Raw genomic sequence first — 24,036 nt, 5'->3', positions numbered from 1 at the left:
TTCTTTGCAAACACCCGACCGACCTAAGTCAAAAAACCTCCGAGTCCTTTCTAAAACTTTTTCCTATTTAAAACCATACCGAATCCAAATGATCCTCTCTTCGTTTGCACTCCTTTTCACAGCGGGTGTGACATTGGGTCTTGGCCAAGGATTACGCCATTTGGTAGATGCAGGATTTTCTGCAAAATCCAAACAAGAATTAGGTTATGCTCTTGTCTTCATCATCTTAGTAGGAATCCTTCTCGCAATTGGAACTTACATTCGTCATTATACGGTTTCCTGGATCGGGGAAAGAGTCGCATCTGACATTCGTAAAGATGTGTTCAAACATATCATCTTCATCCATCCTAGTTTTTTTGAATCCAACTCTCCTGGGGAAATCCAATCCCGAATTACAACCGATACCACCCTCATCCAAACTGTAATCGGCTCTTCCGCCTCGATTGCATTACGAAATATTTTGATGTTTGTGGGTGGGATTATTTTTCTTTTTATCACCAATGCAAAACTCACAATGATAGTTCTTGTCAGTGTTCCCTTCATTGTGTTTCCCATTCTCTTTTATGGAAAACGAGTGAGAAACCTTTCCCGAAACACTCAGGATAAAATTGCAAATATAGGAACGTATGTAAGCGAATCTCTTCTCAACATCAAAATCTTACAATCCTTTCACCACCAAAAAGTAGATATCGATGTATTCTCCAAAACAGTGGAAGATGCTTTTGCCGTTGCAGTTGCCAGAATTAGACAACGGGCACTTCTCATCGGAACTGTCATTTTATTCATTCTAACTGGAATTAGTTTTATGTTATGGGTTGGTGGAACAGATGTCCTCGAAGGAAAAATCACAGGGGGAGAACTCATTGCGTTTTCCTTTTATGCAATCATGGTTGCAAACAGTGTTGGAGCCGTATCCGAAGTTCTAGGAGATTTACAAAGGGCAGCAGGTGCAACAGAAAGACTCATGGAACTTTTGTTATCCGAATCTGAAATCAAAGATCCAATTCTTGCAAAACCTATTTCAGAGGTATTCCATTCCCAAGACTCTGTAGTTTTCAAAAACGGTTCAGGGAAACAAAATGGACTTACGATCCTTTTAAAGGATTTAACATTTTCGTATCCTTCTCGTCCTGAGACAAAGGCTATCAAAGGAATCAATTTAGAAATTCCTGCCAATAAAACCACAGCACTTGTTGGACCATCAGGAGGAGGAAAGAGTACATTATTTGAACTCATCCTTCGTTTTTATGATCCAACTTCCGGTTCCATTTCCATCGGTGGAATCAACATCAAAGATTTAGAATTAGAAGACTTACGTTCCCTCATCGGATTTGTTCCCCAACAACCAATTCTATTCAGTGGAACCCTAAGAGAGAATATTGCCTATGGAAAACCGAATGCAAGTTTCGAAGAAATCCAAACAGCAGCAGAAAATGCTTATGTGATGGAATTTTTAAACCAGTTACCAGATGGTTTTGATACAAACCTGGGACACTTGGGTACTAGATTATCTGGCGGACAAAAACAAAGGATAGCAATTGCAAGGGCCATCCTCCGAAATCCAAGAATTCTTTTACTCGATGAAGCGACATCAGCGCTTGATTCAGAATCCGAACAGATGATCCAAAGAGCTTTGGATTTTTTAGTGAAAGAAAGAACAACCATTATGATAGCACATCGTCTTTCGACAGTTGTGAAATCAGATCAAATTGTTGTGATTAAGGAAGGAGAAATTGAGTCCGTTGGAACACACGACGAACTCTTACGAACAAGTGAATTGTATGAACGTTTGGCGAAATTACAATTTCACACCGAGTTGCTCTAAGATTCTTTCCATATCACTTAGGTTGGCATAGGAAAAAACAATTTTACCTTTGCCATTGGTTTCATTATGAGACACTTCTACCTTAGAACTAAATTTGTTTCTTAACTTAGTTTCCAGTTTCACAATGCTCGCATCACGTTTGTCCAATGCACTTGCTAGGGAACTGGATTTTTTTTCTGGGTTCAACAGATTGGAAACATAGTTTTCCACCTCGCGAACATTCCAACCTTCAATGATTACCTTCTGTGCGACTTCAAATTGTTTTTTAGAGTCGGGAATTGAAAGTAGGGGGCGAGCTTGTCCTTCTGAAAGTTTCCCTTCCTTTACCCAATCTTGTAGTGGTTTCGGTAATGCAAGGAGTCGGATCAAATTGGAGATGGTAGCCCGATTTTTTCCAACACGAGTGGCAAGGTCGGTTACCTTTAACCCTCGTTTGTCGATTATGGCTTGGTAAGCCAAAGCCTCATCCATTGGATTTAAATTTTCCCTTTGGATATTTTCTATCAGGGCAAGTTCCATCATATCCGCTTCGGAAAGATCACGAACGATCGCAGGTATCTTTGCAAAACCTGCAAGTTTACACGCACGCAATCTTCTTTCACCAGCTACCAAAAGGAAACCCGAACCAGATGGATTTTTTTGTACAACGATCGGTTGGATCACACCATGTTCGACAATTGTATTCGATAACTCTTGGATGGATGCGTCTGAAAATTGTTTTCTAGGTTGATGAGGGTTTGGTGCAATTTCAGAAACTTTGATTTCTCTAAGACCCGTTTGTTCGTCCTTAGAAATTTCAACATTGTTCTCATTGACTGGTATTAAATTTCCAAGTCCTCTCCCTAATACTTTTCCTTTGCCGAGTGCCATACCTTATGCCCTCCCTACAATTTCTTCCGCTAAACTTTTATAACTTTTTGCACCAACGCCATCAGGATCATAGTAGTTGATAGGTTTTCCAAAGGAAGGAGCTTCTGATAATTTTACATTACGAGGAATGACAGTTTCATAAACTTTTTCTTTGAAATAGTTTCTAACATCATCCGCAACTTGGTTTGCGAGGTTAGTTCTCTTATCATACATCGTAAGAAGAACACCTTCAAGAGCAAGAGAAGGATTCCATTGTGACTGCACTAAGGAAATGATTCTCATAAGTTGTGAAAGTCCTTCGAGTGCAAAGTACTCTGTTTGTAAAGTGATCATCACTGATTGAGAAGCACAAAGCGCATTGATGGTTAAGACACCAAGAGAAGGGGGACAATCGATTAAAATATAATCATAAGATTCTTTGATGGAAGCAAGAGCATCTTTGAGTTTGAATTCTTTTTTCTCAATTCCAAGAAAGTCTACTTCAAGTCCTGAAAGGTTAATATTCGATGGAATGATATCTAGATTTTGAACAAAAGTTTTTTGGATCGCCTCTCTTGCTGATAACTCTCCGATCATTACTTCATAAGTTGTTTTATTCAGTGATTGTACTTCTAAACCAAGTCCAGATCCTGAATTACCCTGTGGGTCTATATCAAGTAGAAGAACTTTTTTTCCCAGATCAACAAGATTGGATGCTAAGTTGATCGCAGTCGTTGTTTTTCCAACGCCGCCCTTTTGGTTACTGATCGATACGATTTTACCCATTCTTGTTTTTTGTCTCCTTTACGATTTCTTTCCAGTCACGGGGGTATCCCTTTTTCGGAAGTGAATTCTTTTGCAGTATTTTGATATGTCTCTTTCCAACAAACTCTAATTCAGGAATGGGAATTTCTTTTTTCATCACAAACCCATTATTCGAGAGAACTTCTGTTTCTTTTTCTATATCCTGATACGGTTGCGCCAGAAAGGGACATAAGATTCCTTTCTGTTTTACCATTCTTGATGTGACTTCAGCGATGTAAGGATAGGGAACCATTGCTCTAGAAGTGACCACATCAAAATTAGAATTGATCTCTTCTGTGCGCGCATAGATAAACTCAACTCGTTTTGAAACTTTAGAAAGACTTCCAGACGTGACTTCCGTTTCCAACAAAGCTAACTTTCGTTTTTGAGAATCAACTAGGAAGACATGCGGTGCTTTTTTCAAAAGGGCAAATAGGAAACCTGGCAGTCCTGGTCCTGTTCCGACATCAGCTACATTTGTTTCACGTGAAACATATCCTGTAGTTTTCAATTTCCAAACAAAGATCATCGATTCTATAATATGTCTCTCTAGAATCTTTTCCGAATCATTTCTGGAAAAGAATCCTCCTTTCTCATTATCTCGTTTTAAAAACTCATAAAAGTTTTTCAAAAGTTCCCAATCAAATTCTGGTTCAATTAATGGAAAGAGTTCGGGAATGATTGTTTGGATTTCTTCTTGGATGGTTTTTTCTGACATAATCGTATTATCGTTTTATAGAATTTCGCCGATGTCTCCTGTAGGAGAAATCATTTCCATGTTTCGAATTTTTATTTTTTTCATCATCTTATCCTTCCCAATCTTAGGTTATACTCCAGGCAAATGGTCCCACAAAGATGCCTACCTCTTTAAAAAAGTGAAAAGAGTTCCGAACAAAGAGATCGTTCGTAATGCCGAAGGCCAAGTGATTTATGTCGCAGAATATGAATACAACTCAGATGGAAAATTAATCTCCGAATTTTATTCAGACAAAGAAGGGAAGGGTGATGGTAAGACAACCTTCCGTTACACTGATGGATTGTTAACAAGTGAAGAAGTGTATGATAATGGCGGTCACCTTGTTGAACGTAAGGACTTTCAATTTAAAGGTCGTGCATTGAAAAAGATGAATGTTAAAGATGCTGAAGGTAAACTTGTAATGGTATATTCCATTGAGAGCGATGGAGAAGGAAACGTCTTTGCTGCCGAAGGTAAAAATTTAGAAACCAAAGACACTGAATCCTTTCGCTTTGAAATTGATCCGAAACGACCAAATGTACAAATCCAATATTTAACCGACGATAAGAAGAAGGGAATAGGTGAAATTCATTTCAAATTTGATTCCAAAGGAAACTTAGTCGAGAGAGAATTCTTCCAAGGCGAGAATCGTAGGGTTCACAAATTGAAATACAAAGCGGATGGAAGTTTAGAGTCCCACTCGTTTCACGTGAAACAAGGAGACAACTGGATCCTTGAGAAAACACACGTCCTTGTTTATGAGTAAGATTTGAATTATATTGAAATGGAATTTCGTTGGCTTAACAGATTATTAGGCCAACGAGAGTCTTATGAAACTAAAGAGTTCTTTCCTCTCTATCAAAACAGATCTCGAAAACAATTCATCACTTGTTGTCCTGAGGTTCGCCCCGCTTTTAACTTTGAACAATCAATTCTAAAAAATCAAAATAGAGAATTCATTGATTTTGAATCAATCAACTAAGAATCACAGCTTAGTTCAGTTCTGGTATTATCTGTTCTCGTTGGATGCACATCGAAAAAGGAGAGGTTTGGTTGTTCTTAACCTTAAAACAAATCTGAATCCCCTTTGATCAAAACTGCTCTTGAAGAATACGTTTACTTAAAACTCTAGTGAGTCCCTCTAGGCATAAAAAAACCAAGAAGGGAAACCTCCTTGGTTTATAAACTTCCATTCATTTAATAAGGAAGTGGTAATTGGGAGACAGTAAAATCACTCTATTATCTACGATCCACTAAGTGGTAGAGCAGTAGATCCACATCCGATGGATCCACACCTGAAATATGTAAGGCAGTTTCCAAATTGAGTGGTCTATGTTTTTCCAATTTAACAATCGCTTCCGTCTTCAAACCTTTCACACTTGCGTAATCAAAGTCGGTTGGAATTTGAAAGTTTAAAAACTTCTTACGGTATTCAATCGTTTCCAGTTCTCGTTTTAAATACCCTTCATACTTAACTTCCATTTCCAAAACAGCTTTCTCATCTTCATTCAAAATCGAAAGTTCAGAAACAATTGGTTCAATGTCTTTGATTTTGATATCCGAACGTTTCAAAAAAGAAGCAAGTGAATGACCAAATTTATAATTGGTGATCTGTTTTTCTTCCAGGACCTTGGTCAGTTTTTCAGAAGGTTTCATTGCCGAAACAAAAAGATGGGATTTGATTTTTTCAATTCTTGCGTAGCGATCCTTCATCTCTTTATACAAAGACTCTTCGACAAGACCCATCTCATATCCATACTGCATAAGTCTTTGGTCAGCATTGTCTTGTCTGAGAAGTAGTCGATATTCGGCACGGCTTGTGAACATTCGATAGGGATCTTCCACACCCTTGTAGACAAGATCATCCACAAGAACTCCGATGTAAGATTCACTTCGTTTGAAAAGAATTGGTTCTTCTTTTCTCACAGACCGAATCACATTATAAGCGGCAACAAGTCCTTGGGCAGCAGCTTCTTCATACCCAGTGGTTCCATTGATCTGACCTGCATGGTATAGACCCTTTACCTTTTTTGTTTCGAGAGTTGGGTTGAGTTCTGTGGGATCCACATAATCATACTCAATGGCATAACCAGGTCGCATGAGTTCTACTTCTTCTAAACCTTTAATGCTTCGAAGAAACTTCCATTGTACTTCTTCTGGTAAACTAGTGGAGACACCATTGAGATACATCTCGTTTGTTTCGTAACCTTCAGGTTCGATAAAAATTTGATGACGGTCTCGTTCTGCAAAACGAACCACTTTGTCTTCAATGGAAGGGCAATATCTTGGACCTATACTTTTGATCTGGCCTGAATACATAGGAGAGAATTCTAAGTTTTGTTTGATCAGTTCATGAGTGGTATCGTTTGTGTAAGTGATGTAACAAGGAATTTGTTTACGATCAATCTTCTTTGTGGAGAAAGAAAACGGGCGCGGGTTTTCATCGCCGTCTTGGATTTCAAGTCCATCAAAGTTGATCGAGTTTTTGTGAACGCGAGCAGGGGTTCCTGTTTTCAAACGACCCAGTCGTAATTCGAATCGTGCCAATGTGTGAGACAAACCTTTTGTGGTTGGTTCACCAATCCTTCCTGATTCTTTTTGGTAAGTTCCAATATGAATCACACTGGATAAAAATGTTCCTGTGGTCAGGATCACATGGTTTGTATAAAACGTAAACCCACGACCAGTGATGACACCAGTCACTTGGTTTCCATCCACAATCAAATCTTCAACTGTATCTTGTCTGATGGAGAGGTGTTGTAATTTTTCCAACTGGTGTTTCACCATCAGCTGGTATTGTTTTTTCTCTGCTTGTGCACGTGGTGCCCAAACGGAAGGACCTTTGGATGTATTTAACATCTTGAACTGGATCCCTGTTTGGTCGATCACTCTACCCATAAGTCCACCAAGGGCATCCACTTCACGAACCATATGCCCCTTTGCAATCCCGCCAATCGCTGGGTTACAACTCATCTGCCCAATTGTATCTAAGTTCATTGTGATGAGTAAGGTTTTGAGACCAGCTTTAGCAGAAATATAAGCGGCTTCAGTTCCAGCATGACCTGCGCCGACAACGATACAATCAAATTGGTTGGGATAAAAGGAAGGATTCATATTATGTCTTCTTAGTGTAACGATTCTTATGTCTTATGAAAAATAAGGAGAGTTAAGACCACTCTCTAGAACGATATCAAAACCATCGGCGTATGCTTCGAGAGAAAAAAAGATAAAATTCATTTTCTAATTTTGAAACTCCAGAAGATTGGAAGGATAGGAATCTCAATGGCTCAGAATTCATTTCCGTATACATACTTTGAAGGCAAAATTGTTCCGTCAGAAGACGCGAAAGTTAGTGTCCAAACCCACGCTCTCCAATATGGCACAGGTGTCTTTGGAGGAATCAGAGGTTACTACAACGAAGCAAAAAAAAATCTATATGTGTTTCGGTTAGCAGAACATTGTAAACGACTTGTGAACTCCACAAAGATCATGCAACTTCAAATCAAAATCACACCTGAAGAAATCCAATCGATCATTTTGGACCTTCTCAGAAAAAATGAAGCCAAACAAAATGTTTACTTAAGACCTTTCATTTATACTTCAGCATTACAACTTTCACCACGGTTTCATGACGTAAAAGCAGACATCACTGTGTATGCTTTAAAACTGGATGACTATTTAGATACACAAAATGGACTCACAACAATGGTGTCCTCTTGGCAACGATTCTCAGACAACCAAATCCCAACTTTATCTAAAGTAAGTGGTGGGTATGTGAACTCTGCTCTTGCTAAATCAGAAGCAGTTCAAAATGGAATGGATGAAGCAATCTTTCTTGATGCAAGAGGATTTGTATCAGAGGGTTCTGCTGAAAATTTATTCATCGTTCGTGATGGTGTGATCCATACACCAACCATTCCTTCTTCTATTCTTGAAGGGATCACACGTAGAAGTATCATACAAATTGCAAAAGATTTGGGATACCAAGTCATAGAAAGAGACATCGCAAGATCTGAACTTTATATCGCTGATGAATTGTTTTTTTCAGGTACGGGAGTGCAAGTAGCCTGGGTGAAGGAAGTGGATAGAAGAGTGATTGGAAATGGAAACATCGGTCCCATCACTAAAAAAATCCAATCTGTCTTTTTTGAAACTGTACGTGGTGAACAACCAAGTTACATGAATTGGCTCACTCCGGTGTATTAAAACAAAATGTCTGATACTTTGTTTTCATTCGGACAAGTGTCAGGCCAAGATGTTGCACTGACGTATTTAAAATCGTTTTTAAAAGACCGATCCAAAATTCCTGGTTCTATCATATTCCATGGACCTGATGGAGTAGGGAAGTGGCTTGCAGCAGAACGATTCGCAAGGCAAATTCTTTGTTTAGAAGGAACCTCTTGTGGAATCTGTGATTCATGCAGACAATTTATGCGAGGTGTGCATCCCGATTACATTCAATTTCCTCGTCGAAAAAATATTGCGATCGGAAAAGAAAAGGATCCAGAAGAGTTTACGATTCGTTGGTTACTATCAGCAAGAATTCCTTATAAACCACATACATCCGATTATCGAATCGTTTTATTTCCAGAAGCCAATCGGATCAACAATGAAGCTGAAACAACTTTATTAAAAACGTTAGAAGAACCACCACCACATACAAAATTCATTCTCATAGTCAATGACCTTCATAATTTAAAACAGACGATTGTATCTCGTTCGGTTTGTATTCCGTTTCATTATCTCCCACAAGAAGAGATTAAAAAAATCAGAAAGAATGAAATCGCGGAATCAAAATTGTATTATGGTGGATCACTCAATCCATTTGAAATTGCAGATGAGTTTTTAGAAGAATGGCATGAAAACGTAAGGGAACATTGCCATGATTCCATACTCTTATTTAAATTGGAAAATTGGGTGAGAGACCAATTAGGTGAGTTTCGTTCCAATAAAGAAGGTCTCACAGGAATTGATTTTTTAGAAATGATTTGTTTGTTATTACTCTATGAATACAGACAAAAAAACTTTGAAGCCAATATAGGTAGAATCGAAGCCATCCTCGACTTCAAATTGAAACTCCATTATGAAATTCCTGCATTAGAATATGTTCTTTTATCACAATTATTTTTACGTCTTGCAACTTAATCGAATTTAAATTGATTCAATGAATCTTTATATGAAGGAATAAAGAACACCTAACACACAACATGTGGTGAATTTCTGTCAAACAGAATAAGGGACATAATTTTTTTATTCGGTTCGACTATTTTTAACAGTTTGGAACGTTTCCCGATTTTTCATTTGAATTCTGCCTACTTGCTAAAAGTATAGTACCCGATTTCACATTTAGGGCGGAGAAACTTGGACAAACGTTGGGAAGAAATTTTAGAAGAAATATCGAAACAGATACCTCCCAAGTACTTTTCCAATTTCATTGCACCACTTCGTTTTGACAAATGGGAGAACCAAGTGGTTCACTTAATGGCTCCATCCAGCGGAATCAAACGCCATGTGGAAACTAAATACATCAGTTTCATTGAAGAAGCTGTTTACCAAGTGGTTGGTGATAAATTTAAAGTATCCATTCTTACGGAATCGGAAACATCTTCACATGTTTTAAAAGAAGTTATACAATCCAAGTTTGATGATTCCGACTCTGATCTCAATCCAGAGTATATTTTTAGTAATTATATCACTTCAGATTCCAACAAAATTGCTTTCACTGCCGCAAAAAGTGTCGTGGAACAACCTGGGAAATACAATCCATTGTATTTGTTTGGACCTGTTGGAGTTGGAAAAACCCATTTGCTTCACGCTATCGGAAATGAGATCAAAAAAAAGGATCCATGGAAAACAGTTAGGTATGTAAATAGTACCTCGTTTTTGAATGAATTCATTTTTACTGTCAGACAAAACAATCGGGAATCTTTGGAATCATTTAAGATTCGTTACCAGTCATATAATGTTTTGTTATTTGATGACATTCAGTTTTTGAATGGCGGAGCTGAAAAAACCCAAGAAGAGTTTTTTGCTCTCTTTAATTTTTTATATGATCGCAAAAGACAAATTGTAATCGCATCAGACAGACCAAGTTATGAACTCCCTCTCCATGAAAGGCTCAAATCTCGCTTTGTGCATGGATTACAAGCCGACATTAAATCCCATGATTTGGAACTTCGTAAGTCATTATTAAAATCTAATTTTTCAGAATACAATATTCCTGCTAGTGACGGATTACTCCATTGGCTCGCCGAACGATTAGAAGGTGATTCCCGTGCCCTGATTGGTATTGTAAATGATTTGGTGATGTACAAAAAAGCGTATGAGTATTTTTTACTCACCGAAGACAAAATCAAAGAAATTGCCGAAGCTCGATTTCTCACGAATAAAAAACGAATTGGGTTTAGTCCGGATATGGTCATTGATTTAGTCTGTGAAAGGACAAATGTAGCCAGAAAGGATTTACTCGGAAAAAGTAGAAAAGCTGACTTTATTCCGCCACGCCATCTTTGTATGCTCCTCCTTCACGATGTTTTGAATGTTCCAAAAGCCCAAATTGGTAGGATTTTTTCCACAACCCATTCAACAGTCATTCATGGGATCGATAAATTCAAAGAACGTAAGGCATCTGAACCGCTCTGGGAAGATCTCTTTCAGACCATCAAACACAAGATTAGTTTTCAATAAACTGTGACTAACAACGCGAAAGTCTGTCGATAAACTGTCGATAGGACATAGTTAGGACTTATGGTTCCAACTTTGTCTGCTAAACTGTTCAAAGGGACATAAATATTCACACTTGCCAAATAGAAAAAAACTGACATAATTCAATAAAAATTGAACTTTCCAGGCTTTATCGACATACTGACAGAACCAACGGAAACGACATAATATATATAAAGATATATAATATAAATAAGAAGAAGAGGAAAAATGAAATTCACTGTCAATACTACAGAATTCCTAAAAGCAATTAACTCAGTGGATGGAGTGATCTCTGTCCGAGAGATCAAGTCTGCTCTCTCAAATTTAAAAATCCAAACTGGGGAGAACGAAGTGTATTTATCTGCGACGGATTTAGAGATCGCAATCAAAACTTCTGTTCCATCCACTATCGGAGAAAAAGGGACTGCATCCCTTCCTGCAAAACAACTCTCCAGTATTTTTAAAAATTTAAACTTTGACACAAGTTTACTCACAACTACAGAACAATCTGAAAATTCAGAAACCACTATCACTGATGCTTCTGGAAAAATGGATACAAAGTTCAAAGTGAACGGTATTGATTCAGAAGATATCAAAACCATTCCAAAAGTGGAAGAATCAAGTGTGGTTGAATTCCCTTGCCAAACCATTCGAGAAATGTTTCGAAAGACTTCTTATGCAATGGCGATTGAAGAAACACGTTTTGTATTCAATGGATTATTTTTAAAACCAGATAACACGGATCTCATTGTGGTTGGAACAGATGGTAGACGATTATCTAAAATTGTTCGTAAATTTCCAAAACAATTCCCATTCAAAAATGGAGTGATCATTCCTCATAAAGCAGTTCGCGAAATGCTCAAAATGATGGAAGGAAAGGAAACAGCAAAAATTGGTTTTGTTGAAGAACAAATTTATGTTTCTTCAGGAAACGTAGAACTTCTATTCAAACTCATTGATGGAAACTTCCCTGATTACGAACAAGTGATTCCAAAACAAACGACAGAATCAGTTCGTGTGGTAAAAGCTGATTTTTTAACCTTCTTAAAACAAGCATTGATCTCTGCAGAAGAACCTTCTAAACAAATTCGTTTGGCTTTTACAAAAGGAAATGTAAACATCAGCTCTTCCAATCCTGGAACCATGATGTTTGATCACAATATGCCAATTGAATACAATGGTGAAGCAATCACTATTGCCTTTAAAGGGGATTATTTAAGTGATGTGGTAAAAGCAGTAGATGACCCTGAAGTCATATTGGAATTCACAACTTCCAGTGCACCTGTGTTGTTTAAGGATCCTTCTGACAGTGACTTTGTTTCTGTCATCATGCCAATGAAACTTTAATGTTTCTTAAGAAAATCTACATTAAGAATTTTCGTAACCACGAAGAAACACAACTCACATTCAAATCACGTCTTGTCTTTTTCATTGGAAACAATGGAGAAGGCAAAACAAACTTACTAGAATCGATCTCCCTTTTATCTTACTTAAAAAGTTTTCGTGAATCAGATCAAAACCAACTTTTACGTTGGGATACCACTGACACTTTTATCCGAGCTGAATTTGAATCAGAAGGGAATGATTTTCTTTTTGAATATGGGATTGAACACTCCTATACAAAACGAAAAAAACTAAAAGTGAATGGGGAAGAGTTTAAAAAAATTTCCGACTATGTAGGATACTTTCGTTCGATTGTGATGAGCCCACCTGATATCCTCATCATTGAAGATGGGAATGTGGAAAGGCGCCGATTTTTAGATGCATTCATTTCTTCTACAAACCGTTACTATTTAAAACAACTCATTGAATATGATCGATTGGTAAAACAACGAAATGCTGCTTTAAAAAGAGAAAATGCAAGTGATCGTGAAATTGGTATTTGGGATGAACCGATCATTGAGCATGATGCAGAAATTCGTGAGATACGAACAAAAACCATTGAAACTTTAGCAGGGTACTTCCACCAAAATCTTTTACAACTCAGTTCCGGAAAAGATCCATTTTATCTTACCTATAAACCAAATGTATCTTCGAAGGAAGAACATAGACAAAAACTATTCGATAACTTACGAAAAGACAAAGCAATAGGATACACAAGTTGTGGAAACCACCGTGACACTTTACCAATAGGATTTGATGACAAAGACTTAAGTGGTTTTGGATCCCAAGGGCAAAAACGAAGTGCGGTCATTGCTTTAAAAACAGCCTGTTTCCAAATGATTCGTGATACAACTGGTGAAGCACCCGTTCTTCTCATTGATGATATCATCAGGGAACTGGATGTAAAAAGAAGGGAATACTTTGTGAATCTAATTTCAGAATGTGGTCAGGCATTTTTTACAACCACGGATTTAGAAGGAATCAATGAGTATGTCGGAAACCTAACAGTTGATAAAGAAATATACCAAATTGAATCTGGGAAAGTGAAGGAACTCACTGAAAAATGAAAAAAGTAGAACTCTCAGAACTGTTTCAAAGTCTGGAAAAACTTGGTCTAGATCGTGAAACAGTTTTCCAAGACCAAATCCTCAAAAAACTTCGCTTACAATGGAATGAGATTGTAGGAGAAGTTTTTGGAAAACAGAGTTTTCCTAAAGGCATCGATGGAAAAAAACTGACAGTCGTTTGTCGTCATTCTATGGTCTCCCAAGAATTGGAGTTCCAAAAATCGGAACTTTTACTAAAAATCAATCGAATCACAAGCCCAGTTTTATTGGAAAAAATCCAATTCAAAACGGGAAATGAATTCCAAAATCCAAGGTCTTAAACCTTCCGTTTCCCCCCGATTTCACTTGCCCTTCGAGAGTGTTTCTAGGATACTTCCTATAGGGTATCTTAAAATTCTATGTCCAACCAAACCGATCAAAACGCCTATTCAGCCTCAAAAATCAAGATCCTAGAGGGTCTAGAGGCGGTCCGGAAACGTCCCGGAATGTACATCGGAACCCAAGATGAGTCAGGCCTCCATAAGATGGTGTATGAGGTCGTGGACAACTCCGTGGACGAAGCAATGGCTGGCCATTGTAGTGAAATTGACGTTCGTATTTTACCAGAAAATATCATTGAAGTCCGAGACAATGGACGAGGTATTCCGACTGGCATTCACCCAGACAAAGGTAAGTCGACCATTGAAGTCGTTCTTACCATTTTACATGCTGGTGGTAAGTTTGAAAACGATGCGTATAAAGTATCGGGAGGATTACACGGGGTTGGGGTTTCCGTTGTCAATGCACTCTCAACGTATTTGGAAGTGGAAGTTCACCAAGAAGGAAAACTCCATTACCAAAAATACCAAGCAGGGGTACCCATTGAAGATGTTAAAATCATCGGCGAAACAACACACCGCGGAACAGTCGTTCGCTTTAAACCAGATGATACCATCTTTACGACTGTTGATTTTTCTTTTGATACTCTTTCTGCCAGGTTTAGAGAAATTGCTTTTTTAAATAAAGGACTTCTCATTCGCATTGAAGACCAAAGAAAAGAAGAAATTGCTAAACACGAATTTAAGTTTGATGGTGGAATTGTTTCCTTTGTGGAATACATTACAGAATCAAAACACCCACTACATAAAGTATTACACTTTGTCGGTGAAAAAGAAAACGTTTGGGCAGAAATCGCTCTTCAATACTGCGACACATATAGTGAAAATATTTTCTGTTTTACCAATGCCATTAATAACAACTTAGGTGGAACACACTTAGAAGGTTTTAGAACAGCACTTACAAGAACACTCAACGATCATCTAAAGAAAGACCAAACCTTATTCAAAAAACAACCTAATGGTTTGCAAGGTGATGACATTAAAGAAGGGATATGTGCTGTGATCTCCATTAAAATTCCGCAACCTCAGTTTAACTCACAAACAAAAGAAAAGTTAGTGAATGCTGAAGTGAAAGGTTTAATGCAAACCATCACAGGTGAAGGACTTAATCGTTACTTTGAGGAAAACCCTGCGGTCATCAAAAAAATTCTCGAAAAATGTATCTTAGCATCAAAAGCAAGAGAAGCGGCAAGACGCGCACGTGACCTTACCCGTCGTAAGACAGTGTTAGAAGGTGGTGGCCTTCCTGGGAAACTTGCTGACTGTTCCGAAAAAGATCCCGAACATTGCGAACTATTCCTTGTGGAGGGGGACTCTGCGGGTGGATCTGCTAAACAAGGACGAGATCGGAATACACAAGCGATCCTTCCACTCAAAGGTAAAATCCTAAACGTTGAAAAAGCTCGTTTGGATAAAATCCTTTCGAATGAAGAAATTCGCACCCTAATCACTGTTATGGGAACCGGAATCGGTGATGATGAGTTTAATGTAGAAAAACTCCGTTATCGAAAAATCATCATCATGACAGATGCCGACGTGGACGGCTCTCATATTCGAACTTTGTTATTAACGTTTTTCTTTCGTTATATGAAACCAATCATCGAACAAGGATCTCTCTTCGTAGCACAACCTCCGTTGTATCTATTGAAGTTTGGAAAAGAGGCGGTGTATGTGTATTCAGACCGCGAAAAAGATGAAATCTTAAAATCAAGACCCAATGATAAAGTTGTGATCCAACGATACAAAGGACTTGGAGAGATGAACCCTGAACAACTTTGGGATACCACTATGGATCCAAAAGAACGTGTTATGTTACAAGTAAAACTACAAGACTTTGTGGAAGCAGAAGATACCTTCAATATTCTGATGGGTGATGAAGTTTCACCTCGTCGTCGTTTTATCGAAGCAAACTCCTACAAAGTAGCAAATTTAGATCTTTAATCGGAATTAGGAAAATCAAATGACCGAACAAAACGGCCAAGAAAACGAATCAAACAAAACCTTAGCACTCAATTTATCCGGTAGACCAGACGTAGCCGGTGCCTTAAAAGCTGGTGTCAGGGTCATTCCGGTTGAAATCGAAGACCAAATGAAGGAAGCTTACCTTGATTATGCGATGAGTGTTATCGTAGGTCGAGCTTTACCAGATGTACGTGATGGTTTGAAACCAGTACATAGACGTGTCCTTCATGCGATGAATGAAAGGGCATGGCGTTCCGATAGACCTTATGTAAAATCTGCAAAAATTGTCGGGGAAGTGATTGGTAACTATCACCCACATGGTGACTCCGCTGTTTATGAAACCATGGTCCGTATGGCACAAACATTCTCCATGCGAGAAACATTGATTGATGGTCAAGGTAACTTTGGATCTGTCGATGGGGACAATGCGGCGGCTTATCGTTATACTGAAGCACGACTCACAAAACTTGCGGAAGAATTACTCAAAGATATCGAAAAAAATACAGTTAGTTTTTCACCTAACTTCGATGATACGAGACAACAACCAGACGTATTACCAGCAAACTTTCCTAATATTTTAGTCAATGGCTCAACAGGGATTGCTGTGGGGATGGCAACCAATATCCCACCACATAACCTGAAAGAAGCGGTCAACGCAGTTATTGCGATGATTCAAAATCCGGATATCACTCTACCTGAGCTCATGAAGATTTTACCGGGCCCTGATTTCCCTACAGGTGGTATCATCATCGGTGGAGAAGGTTTGTACCAAGCCTATGCGACAGGAAAAGGGTCGATTCGAATTCGCTCCAAAGTGGAGATCATTGAAAATAACAAAGGACGCGAAATCATCGTCATTCATGAAATTCCTTATCAGGTAAATAAGAAGAACCTTCTTGAAAAAATCGGTGATCTAGTGAATGAAAAACTGATCGAAGGGATTTCTGAAATTTTAGACCTTTCTGATCGAAAGGGGATTCGTGTAGAAATACATGTTAAAAAAGACGCAAACGCACAAGTAATCCTAAACCAATTGTTCAAGTTAACACAACTACAAGTAAGTTATGGAATCACGATGCTTGCGATTTTGGACAATCGTCCCAAAATTTTCTCCTTAAAAGAAATTCTAAAATCATATGCAGAGCACAGGCGTGAAGTTGTTGTTAGACGAACTGAATTTGATTTAGATAAAGCACAAAAAAGAGCTCACATCTTAGAAGGACTCAGGATTGCTTTAGAGAATATAGATGAAGTAATCCGTATCATTCGTGCTTCAAAGGATGTAAAAGAAGCACAAAGTTCCCTCATGTCTACGTTTGCTTTATCTGAATTACAAGCGGATGCGATTTTAGAGATGCGTCTGCAAAGACTAACATCATTAGAAGTTCAAAAAATCATTGATGAATTAGAACAAGTGAGACTCCTCATTGCAGATCTAGAAGACATTTTGGCAAAACCAGAACGAGTAAAATCAATCATATGTGATGAACTTGGAAAAGTATCTCAATCCTTTGGGAATACGCGCTCTACAGAAATCAGTTTAGAGTCTTTGGAATCTTCTACATTTAATGCAGAAGATTTGATTGCAGATGAAGAAGTGGTTGTCCAACTTTCTGAAGATATGTTCATCAAACGCCTTCCAATGGATACCTTCCGCCGTCAAAAACGTGGTGGAAAGGGAGTACAAGGAATCTCAACTAAAAGAGAAGACTTTGTTAAAAAACTAAGTAGTGCGATGACTCATGATAACTTGATGTTATTTTCCAATAAGGGAAGAGCCTTCTTACTCAAAGTTTATGAATTGCCGATCGGTTCAAAAGAAGCACGTGGAAAATCATTAAAGGCTGTGATCAACCTCAATGATGATGAAACGATCACTTCGTTATTTACCTTCAGAAACTTTGATGACTCGTATCTTCTTATGGTCACCAAAGAAGGATTTGTGAAAAAAATTCAATTGGATGAATTTACAAATACCAAAAAATCAGGAATCATTGCTATTGGACTTCGAGATGGTGACGAACTCATTGATGTGATTGCCAATCCAAACAACTACGATGTGTTTATTGGTAGTAAAAATGGGCTCGCAATTCGAATGAATTTAAATGAACTCCGCTCCCAAGGTCGAACTGCATCTGGTGTCACAGCTATGAAGTTGGAAGAGGATGATGCCATTGCAGGGATTACAAAGGTAGAACCTAATACTCATTTATTCTGTATTTCAGAAAATGGATTTGGTAAACGCACTGACTTTGAAGAATTTTCTACCAAAGGTCGCGGTGGAAAAGGTATGACTTACCTCAAAATTGGCGAAAAAAATGGAAGAGCTGTTGGTATCTCTTCCGTGAAAGAAGAAGATGAATTACTTGTGATCACACAATCGGGTATGGCAATTCGAGTCGAAGTGAAAACAATTTCCATGGTAGGTAGATCTGCTATGGGAGTGAAAGTTGTAAATACAAAGGATGAAGATTTTGTAAAAGACTTTGCCGTTGTTCGAGAAACGGATTCGGAACAAGCGGAATCGTAATTAGGAATTTGTAATATGGTAAGGATTGGAAATGTAACTATCAAAGGTGATGTAGCTTTATCACCAATGGCTGGCATTTCCGATAGCCCTTACCGCCAAATTACAAGAAGGTTTGGTTCTGCATTTTCTTATACCGAGTTTGTATCAACAGAACAAATTAAAATCGGAAATGTAAAGTCTTTGGATATGTTTCGATACCAAGAAATGGAAAGGCCACTTGTTTTCCAAATTTTTGGTTCTGATTTAGATACAGTTGTAAATGCTTCTGAAATTGCAGCAGAACGAAAACCGGATATCATCGATTTGAACATGGGATGTTCTGTGGCGAAAGTATCTCATAATGGATCTGGTGCAGGTCTTTTAAAAAATGTTCGTTTGGCGGGTGCTATGATCGAAGGGATTCGAAATAGAACCGGTCTTCCTGTGACTGCTAAAATTCGATTGGGATGGGATTCTAATTCTTTAAATTATCTAGAAACAGTCAAAGTATTAGAAGGTTCTGGAGTTTCTGCAATCTCTGTACATGGAAGGACAAAGGCCATGGCATATACTGGTTTTGCAGATTGGAATGCAATTGGTGAAATCAAATCACGTGCCAAAGTACCAATTTATGGGAATGGTGATGTGAAAACGTATGCGGAAGCGATTGAAAAAAAGAAACAATTTGGTGTGGATTTGGTTCTCATCGGTAGAAAGGCAATTGGTAATCCTTGGGTTTTTGGCAATCTTCCAAAACTATTGGTTCCATGGATCGAAATTCAATCAGTGATCCTTGAACACCTCGATTTGATGTTGGACTTTTATCCATCAAATGAAGATTATGCGTTAATTTTATTTAGAAAACATTTTATAAAATATATAGAAAATACAGAATTCCCGGAAGATACAAAAAGAGAACTGCTGTCAGTTACTTCTGTGGATGAATTTAAAGATAGATTAGAATCCGTTCAAATGGATTCTAAAATTTTGGAAACAAGCGAAAACAAAAACGAGAATATAAACTGTGAAACGTTTGTAAGTCTTGTATAAGGAACCTGAAATGGCAGATTCAAAACAATCGATATTCTCCGATAGTTATAGTAAATATGGCGGAGCAAAACAAAAAAGAAAAGATGCTCGAGTGAAACTAGATGTTCCATGTACCGTTGAGTTAGTAAAAACAAAGTCGGGCCCAGTGTCTGGACACCTTTCTGATTTGGGAACAGGTGGACTTGCTTTCCAAACAACAGCAATCTTTTATGAAGGTGACCAAGTCAAAATTCAATTTTCACTCAACCAAAACCCATTAGAAATTTTAGGTACTGTTCATAGAACCGCAGGGAAAACAACATCAGTCATCTTTAAACCACTTGCAGCTTCAGAACACAAGGTAGTACAAGAGTTTATACATAAACATTACTTCGATCCAAAAGTGAAAAAGTAAAATAGAAACTTTTTCTATCGGCTAGTTTATCTAGTCTCTTTTCGAAAGAATCAATATTGATCAGGTGATCAGAGCATAAAAAAAGCCTCCTTTAAGGGAGGCTTTTTCGTAACAAAGCGCTATTGTCAGATTACTGAGCAGCAGTTGCTTTTGCTTCGAGAGCTTTTTGTCCACCTGCATATCTGAGGTAACCAACACACTGACATTCTTCCCAAGTCTCAGGCTCACCTACGTTTGCGCAGATTCCTGTTTCATTGTTTAGAGAGCAGCAGTCATAAACTCCAACACCTTTGATAATACCTTTTGATTCAGATACGATTACAGAACCAGTAGATTGACCATCGGACACACCAGAAGCTTGTTCTAAGTATTCACCTAAGATTTTTTTCAAACCATCACCAGCAACTTGTAAACGAGCTGCTTCACGGCAAGTGGATTGTTTCATCGCTACTGAATTAGCTTTGATTGCTTTGTCAGATGCACGTGCAGAAAATTTCATGTAAAGATAATCGAACTCTTTTTCTTTTCCTTTGCAGTACTCAGCAGGGCTTTGACCACGTTTTGCAGCCGCCGCGTCTGGGGCACAAGCCCAACCTTCAAAAATCCAACCATTTTTACCTACGGTCGTAGCGTCTCTTCTGCCTCCATCATTGGATCCGCAAGATACAACAAATGCGATTAGAGAGGCACATACGATAAGTGATTTCTTCATAAAGAATCTACTCCTTTTCCGAAGAATTTGATCTGATTCATAACACTTGTCAATCTTTTATCAAAGAAAACGAATCTCACTTGTAGGATAAAGATTTACATTTTCTCACAATAGACCAATTCTAATTTTATGTCTCGATTCCTATCTTTGCATGTTATTGCATCGTTGCTTATTTTTTTTGCGTTCTTCCCTAAAAATGTTTATGCGAAAGAAATTTCTATCCTGCCTGCTTATATTTCGGGAGAAGTACCACCTGTTCTCGGCTCAAAACGAGAGGCTGGTTTTGAATTGTCCCGTCTTTCGCGACATTATTTAAAACGAAATTTTTTTACTGAAATCACAGATCCAAAACTAATAGAAAATTATCTGAATGAAACCGAATGGAATGAGGAAGCGGATCTGAAAGATCAGGACTTTAATTCCTATTGTAACGAATGGGATTCTCATTTTGTTGTCCAGGATCAGATTGACTTTGGAAATCCAATCCTAGTCAAAACGGTCATATTCAATTGTAAAAATTTATCAAAACAAATCATCCAATCTAAATTAATTTCGAATTTTGTAATGGCGTATGAAAAACATAACGAAAAAAGTTTTCGATTTTTACCTCCGCGTTATTATGAGAAAAAAAGTAAAAATCCAATTTATTACGAAATCAATTTATTCATCGATGTCCATTCTTCTTATGCTTATTATAAAAAAGACATAGTCAAAAGTTTGAACTCGATGTATGACCAAGATGGTTTGTACTTGGGTGTTACATTAGTGAAAAAAGACAAAACCCTCACTATACCTCCTACCAAAGAACATGCTGAAATTAAAAAAATAATGGAAGAAACTGGGTGGCAAGGTTCAAACCAATCTGAATCAGTTTTAGGAGCATTACAAAGTTTGAAAGGTAAGTTTTCCACTGGTAAGAAGGAATCTAGAAAATTGTTCCTTTTACTTTCCTCGAGTGTAAAAGACAAATCGGGTTCTATCATTATGGCACTCAATGATCTTCGTCATATGGAAATCGAACCAATCATTTTAATTCCAAATCATTCAGATCTTTCTACTATTCGTGAATTACAAAGGATAGGGAAAGCAAGTAATTCCAGAGTTGTTGGCATTACAGACTACCAAAAAATTGGAACACAAGATGGATATGAATACTTATACTTAAATCAATTTAATGTATATTCATCGCAAGAAGAGTTACAATTCCCATTCCAATGGAATCAAAACAATATCAAAAAATACGATGCTTCCCTCGTAAGAGCTGCCGTGGATGTAGTTTCACCTTATAATCTTTATATGGCGTATGAAAAAATCAGTGATAAAAGAGTATTGGAAAAGGAAGAAATTAAAACTGATTTAGAATCCATATTAAGAACGGAATCTAACTCTGAGTTGTTAGAAAAGGATAGGTTCCAAACGGTACTTGTTGAGTCAAAAGGAGAAGCCATTTGGATCCAACTACCTTATGATGTGCAAGTATCTAAGGGAAAGGAATACCTAATCCAAACTACCTTTGTATTGGACCCATTATCAACTTGGGGGATTAAAAATGTCCCAGCAGAAACTAACTTGTTAAAAACAAATTATTCTTATCCGAAAACTTTGATGGTCAAACCTTCACAGGCAAAGAAGTTTTTAGATGTAAATAAAATTAGAGAATTTAATGGATATCTACAAGGAACAGTGAGTGTCATTAAAAAAAGGTAAGGTAAACCTAGAGTGGATAACGAAAGGTTCTGACATTGAAAAAATCAAAAAACAATGGTTAGAAATTTCGAACTCTACATTGCCTATCTTAATCGTTGGGGACAGAGGAATCGGTAAATCATTTTGGATTGAAAGAAGTTTAGAAAAAAGAAATATTCCTGATTCTTCTATTATCTCCTTTGATTTTTCCTATTCGTTTTCATTTGAACAAAACTTAGATAAAATAAAGTCTTCGAAACAGAACATAACGGTTGTATTAGATTGGTTAACAAAAGCCAAAAAAGAAGAGATTATATTGTTACAACAGTGGTGGAAAGATGAAAAATATAACGAAAAATCAAAAGTATATATGTATTGGGAAATTCATTCGGAAGAAATGGAAATCCTAAATCAAAAGAATATATATTCTGATTTTTATGAACAGTTTAAATCATTTCGTTTTGAATTACCTAATTTAAAAAAAAGAGTTTCGGAACTACCATTATTCGTTTATGAGTTTCTGTCTGAAGCGAATCAAAGTCTCAATAAAAAAATTTCAACTTTAGATGAAGATTTTTTTGTCTTTTTCAAAAACAAAATATTTAACCGGAATTATACGGAATTAAAGGATCTCATCTTTGCTTTGGTTGGATTTTCTTCCGGAAAACAACTCCATTGGAAACAGATTCCACCTCACTTCTTCGAAAATTCATTATCTGATTTGAATATCTTACCTGGCATCAGTCTGGAGCAATATGAGAAGGAGATCATAAAAGCTAACTTAATTTATACAAAAGGTAACCGAGAAAAGGCAGCGAAACTTTTGGGAATATCAGAGCGTAACTTGTATCGAAAATTACATGAATTTCAATTAGAAGATTTATCCTGAAGGATAGAAAACAAATGCATGATTTTTTGAATGAAATAGTTTTTACCTTCTTCATCTCTCAAACCTGATTTAAATTTTATATTCATCTCAATCACAATATCATAAAATTGGTCCAATAATTTATCTGTAAAATTGGCAGAGTCTGATACCAATTGACGCCTTACGAAATTTTTTCTCGCTTCTGAAAAACTAGCAGTTTTTAAAAGTTCATCCATAATAGGAATTGGAACTTCTCCGTTATGCCTTGAACGGATCACTTTAATTTTTCGGATCTCATCCAACTTATATGTAAGCCTTGTTAAAAAGTTTAATATTTCAGAATTTTGATCACTGAACTTCGTGAACTCCTTAAAAAAATCGACCTTCCTTTTTTGAATCAAAGACTCAACTAATACAGTGGTATTCAATTCATTTTGACTGAATAACACTGTATTCACATCATCGAGCGTGAATTTAGATCGATGTAAGTACTGTTTTAATTTTTTTACACTTTTGATGTAAGCGCCAACATTTGCTGGAATTCTATGTATAAATTCTTCGCTTGCGTTTTGTTCAAAATGAACTTGCTCTTGTTCACAGACTTCTTTAAAAATTTTTGGGTAATCATTTGGGTATAGAATTTTTGTTTTAAAAAAACTCAAAGTTCCCTGGAACAAATCGATTAAACTTTTAGGTACATCCTTTCCGTCATAATGGATGAGAGCGTAAATTTCATCGGAAACCGAAGTGATATTTTTTCGAAAACCAGAAGCAAAGTCTTTCCAATCATTTGTAGTTTTGGCATCCAATATGGGTTTGAAAAGAGCAGTGGCATTTTTGATGATGATTAGTTTTCTTGGGTAAAACATATCGGGAGTAAAAAGTTCTGCAAATAATTTGGCCTGTTCGCCTGATTCCGATACAATCAAAATGACTTCAAAATCACCCAAAGTTTTTTGCAATGTTTCCCTGTAGAGTTCCACTATCAGTTCGAACTCGTATGAATCCTCGCCTGCATAGGCAAAGAATTGAGGAATTTGAGCTCCGGGAGTCTTAAATAATTGGAAAAGGGAGTTATATTCTCTTGCTTGGGATTTTTTTGTTTCCAT

The 24,036-nt window shown here is 37.3% G+C and carries 20 protein-coding genes; 14 read left to right on the top strand and 6 right to left on the bottom strand.

Annotation, left to right across the window (positions count from 1 at the left end):
* The first annotated feature begins 4 nt into the window (after positions 1–4).
* A complete protein-coding gene (locus ND855_RS16370; RefSeq protein ID WP_265359209.1) occupies positions 5–1,825 on the top strand; it encodes an ABC transporter transmembrane domain-containing protein in 1,821 nt (606 codons plus the stop codon).
* On the opposite strand, the gene ND855_RS16365 is transcribed toward ND855_RS16370, so the two are convergent.
* The 3 genes from ND855_RS16365 to ND855_RS16355 are packed head-to-tail and all read right to left on the bottom strand — an operon-like array spanning position 1,799 to position 4,196.
* Positions 1,799–2,695: a ParB/RepB/Spo0J family partition protein gene (locus ND855_RS16365; protein WP_265359208.1), complete on the bottom strand. Its 897-nt coding sequence runs from the start codon at positions 2,693–2,695 to the stop codon at positions 1,799–1,801. The genes ND855_RS16370 and ND855_RS16365 overlap by 27 nt on opposite strands.
* A 3-nt stretch (positions 2,696–2,698) precedes the next feature.
* Complete coding sequence (locus ND855_RS16360; protein WP_135593212.1) at positions 2,699–3,460, bottom strand: ParA family protein; 762 nt, start codon at positions 3,458–3,460, stop codon at positions 2,699–2,701.
* Positions 3,453–4,196, bottom strand: coding sequence for an RsmG family class I SAM-dependent methyltransferase (locus ND855_RS16355; RefSeq protein ID WP_135593214.1), 744 nt, complete (start codon positions 4,194–4,196; stop codon positions 3,453–3,455). The genes ND855_RS16360 and ND855_RS16355 overlap by 8 nt, the downstream gene beginning before the upstream one ends.
* A 58-nt stretch (positions 4,197–4,254) precedes the next feature.
* On the opposite strand from ND855_RS16355, the gene ND855_RS16350 reads away from it, so the two are divergent.
* Positions 4,255–4,980, top strand: a complete 726-nt coding sequence (locus ND855_RS16350) for a hypothetical protein (protein ID WP_265359207.1) — start codon at positions 4,255–4,257, stop codon at positions 4,978–4,980.
* 473 nt (positions 4,981–5,453) lie between these two features.
* On the opposite strand, the gene mnmG is transcribed toward ND855_RS16350, so the two are convergent.
* Positions 5,454–7,328 (bottom strand): tRNA uridine-5-carboxymethylaminomethyl(34) synthesis enzyme MnmG, encoded by a 1,875-nt coding sequence (gene mnmG, locus ND855_RS16345; RefSeq protein ID WP_265359206.1) that lies wholly within the window; start codon positions 7,326–7,328, stop codon positions 5,454–5,456.
* A 168-nt stretch (positions 7,329–7,496) separates the two neighbouring features.
* On the opposite strand from mnmG, the gene ND855_RS16340 reads away from it, so the two are divergent.
* From ND855_RS16340 to ND855_RS16295, 10 genes are all read left to right on the top strand, one after another.
* Positions 7,497–8,420, top strand: a complete 924-nt coding sequence (locus ND855_RS16340; RefSeq protein ID WP_135593220.1) for a branched-chain amino acid transaminase — start codon at positions 7,497–7,499, stop codon at positions 8,418–8,420.
* Positions 8,421–8,426: 6 nt separating this feature from the next.
* On the top strand, positions 8,427–9,359 hold the full coding sequence (locus ND855_RS16335) for a hypothetical protein (RefSeq protein WP_265359205.1): 933 nt from the start codon (positions 8,427–8,429) through the stop codon (positions 9,357–9,359).
* A gap of 216 nt (positions 9,360–9,575) precedes the next feature.
* Positions 9,576–10,901, top strand: coding sequence for a chromosomal replication initiator protein DnaA (gene dnaA, locus ND855_RS16330; RefSeq protein ID WP_265359204.1), 1,326 nt, complete (start codon positions 9,576–9,578; stop codon positions 10,899–10,901).
* A 246-nt stretch (positions 10,902–11,147) separates the two neighbouring features.
* Positions 11,148–12,266 (top strand): DNA polymerase III subunit beta, encoded by a 1,119-nt coding sequence (gene dnaN, locus ND855_RS16325; protein ID WP_135593226.1) that lies wholly within the window; start codon positions 11,148–11,150, stop codon positions 12,264–12,266.
* Entirely contained in the window at positions 12,266–13,369 is a 1,104-nt protein-coding gene (recF, locus tag ND855_RS16320) for a DNA replication/repair protein RecF (RefSeq protein ID WP_135593228.1), read from the top strand. Before dnaN ends, recF begins: the two co-directional genes overlap by 1 nt.
* Positions 13,366–13,689 (top strand): DUF721 domain-containing protein, encoded by a 324-nt coding sequence (locus ND855_RS16315; protein WP_135593230.1) that lies wholly within the window; start codon positions 13,366–13,368, stop codon positions 13,687–13,689. The genes recF and ND855_RS16315 overlap by 4 nt, the downstream gene beginning before the upstream one ends.
* A gap of 78 nt (positions 13,690–13,767) precedes the next feature.
* The gene (gyrB, locus tag ND855_RS16310) at positions 13,768–15,687 is read left to right on the top strand and encodes a DNA topoisomerase (ATP-hydrolyzing) subunit B (protein WP_135593232.1); all 1,920 of its coding nucleotides are present in this window, start codon (positions 13,768–13,770) and stop codon (positions 15,685–15,687) included.
* 19 nt (positions 15,688–15,706) lie between these two features.
* Positions 15,707–18,238, top strand: a complete 2,532-nt coding sequence (gyrA, locus tag ND855_RS16305; protein ID WP_265359203.1) for a DNA gyrase subunit A — start codon at positions 15,707–15,709, stop codon at positions 18,236–18,238.
* Between the two features lie 15 nt (positions 18,239–18,253).
* On the top strand, positions 18,254–19,267 hold the full coding sequence (locus ND855_RS16300; protein ID WP_265359202.1) for a tRNA dihydrouridine synthase: 1,014 nt from the start codon (positions 18,254–18,256) through the stop codon (positions 19,265–19,267).
* A gap of 10 nt (positions 19,268–19,277) precedes the next feature.
* Entirely contained in the window at positions 19,278–19,661 is a 384-nt protein-coding gene (locus tag ND855_RS16295) for a PilZ domain-containing protein (protein ID WP_135593238.1), read from the top strand.
* Positions 19,662–19,791: 130 nt separating this feature from the next.
* On the opposite strand, the gene ND855_RS16290 is transcribed toward ND855_RS16295, so the two are convergent.
* Complete coding sequence (locus ND855_RS16290; RefSeq protein WP_100716127.1) at positions 19,792–20,373, bottom strand: lipoprotein LipL21; 582 nt, start codon at positions 20,371–20,373, stop codon at positions 19,792–19,794.
* A gap of 129 nt (positions 20,374–20,502) precedes the next feature.
* Here ND855_RS16290 and ND855_RS16285 point away from each other — a divergent pair, with 129 nt between their 5' ends.
* Both ND855_RS16285 and ND855_RS16280 read left to right on the top strand, forming a co-directional pair.
* The gene (locus ND855_RS16285; protein ID WP_265359201.1) at positions 20,503–22,080 is read left to right on the top strand and encodes an LIC10012 family protein; all 1,578 of its coding nucleotides are present in this window, start codon (positions 20,503–20,505) and stop codon (positions 22,078–22,080) included.
* Positions 22,061–22,948: a helix-turn-helix domain-containing protein gene (locus ND855_RS16280; RefSeq protein WP_265359200.1), complete on the top strand. Its 888-nt coding sequence runs from the start codon at positions 22,061–22,063 to the stop codon at positions 22,946–22,948. Before ND855_RS16285 ends, ND855_RS16280 begins: the two co-directional genes overlap by 20 nt.
* Here the strand turns inward: ND855_RS16280 and holA are convergent.
* Positions 22,927–24,036: a DNA polymerase III subunit delta gene (gene holA, locus ND855_RS16275; protein ID WP_265359199.1), complete on the bottom strand. Its 1,110-nt coding sequence runs from the start codon at positions 24,034–24,036 to the stop codon at positions 22,927–22,929. The genes ND855_RS16280 and holA overlap by 22 nt on opposite strands.

The organism is Leptospira paudalimensis, assembly GCF_026151345.1.
Taxonomy (GTDB): domain Bacteria; phylum Spirochaetota; class Leptospiria; order Leptospirales; family Leptospiraceae; genus Leptospira_A; species Leptospira_A paudalimensis.
This window is presented reverse-complemented; position numbering and strand designations above follow the sequence as displayed.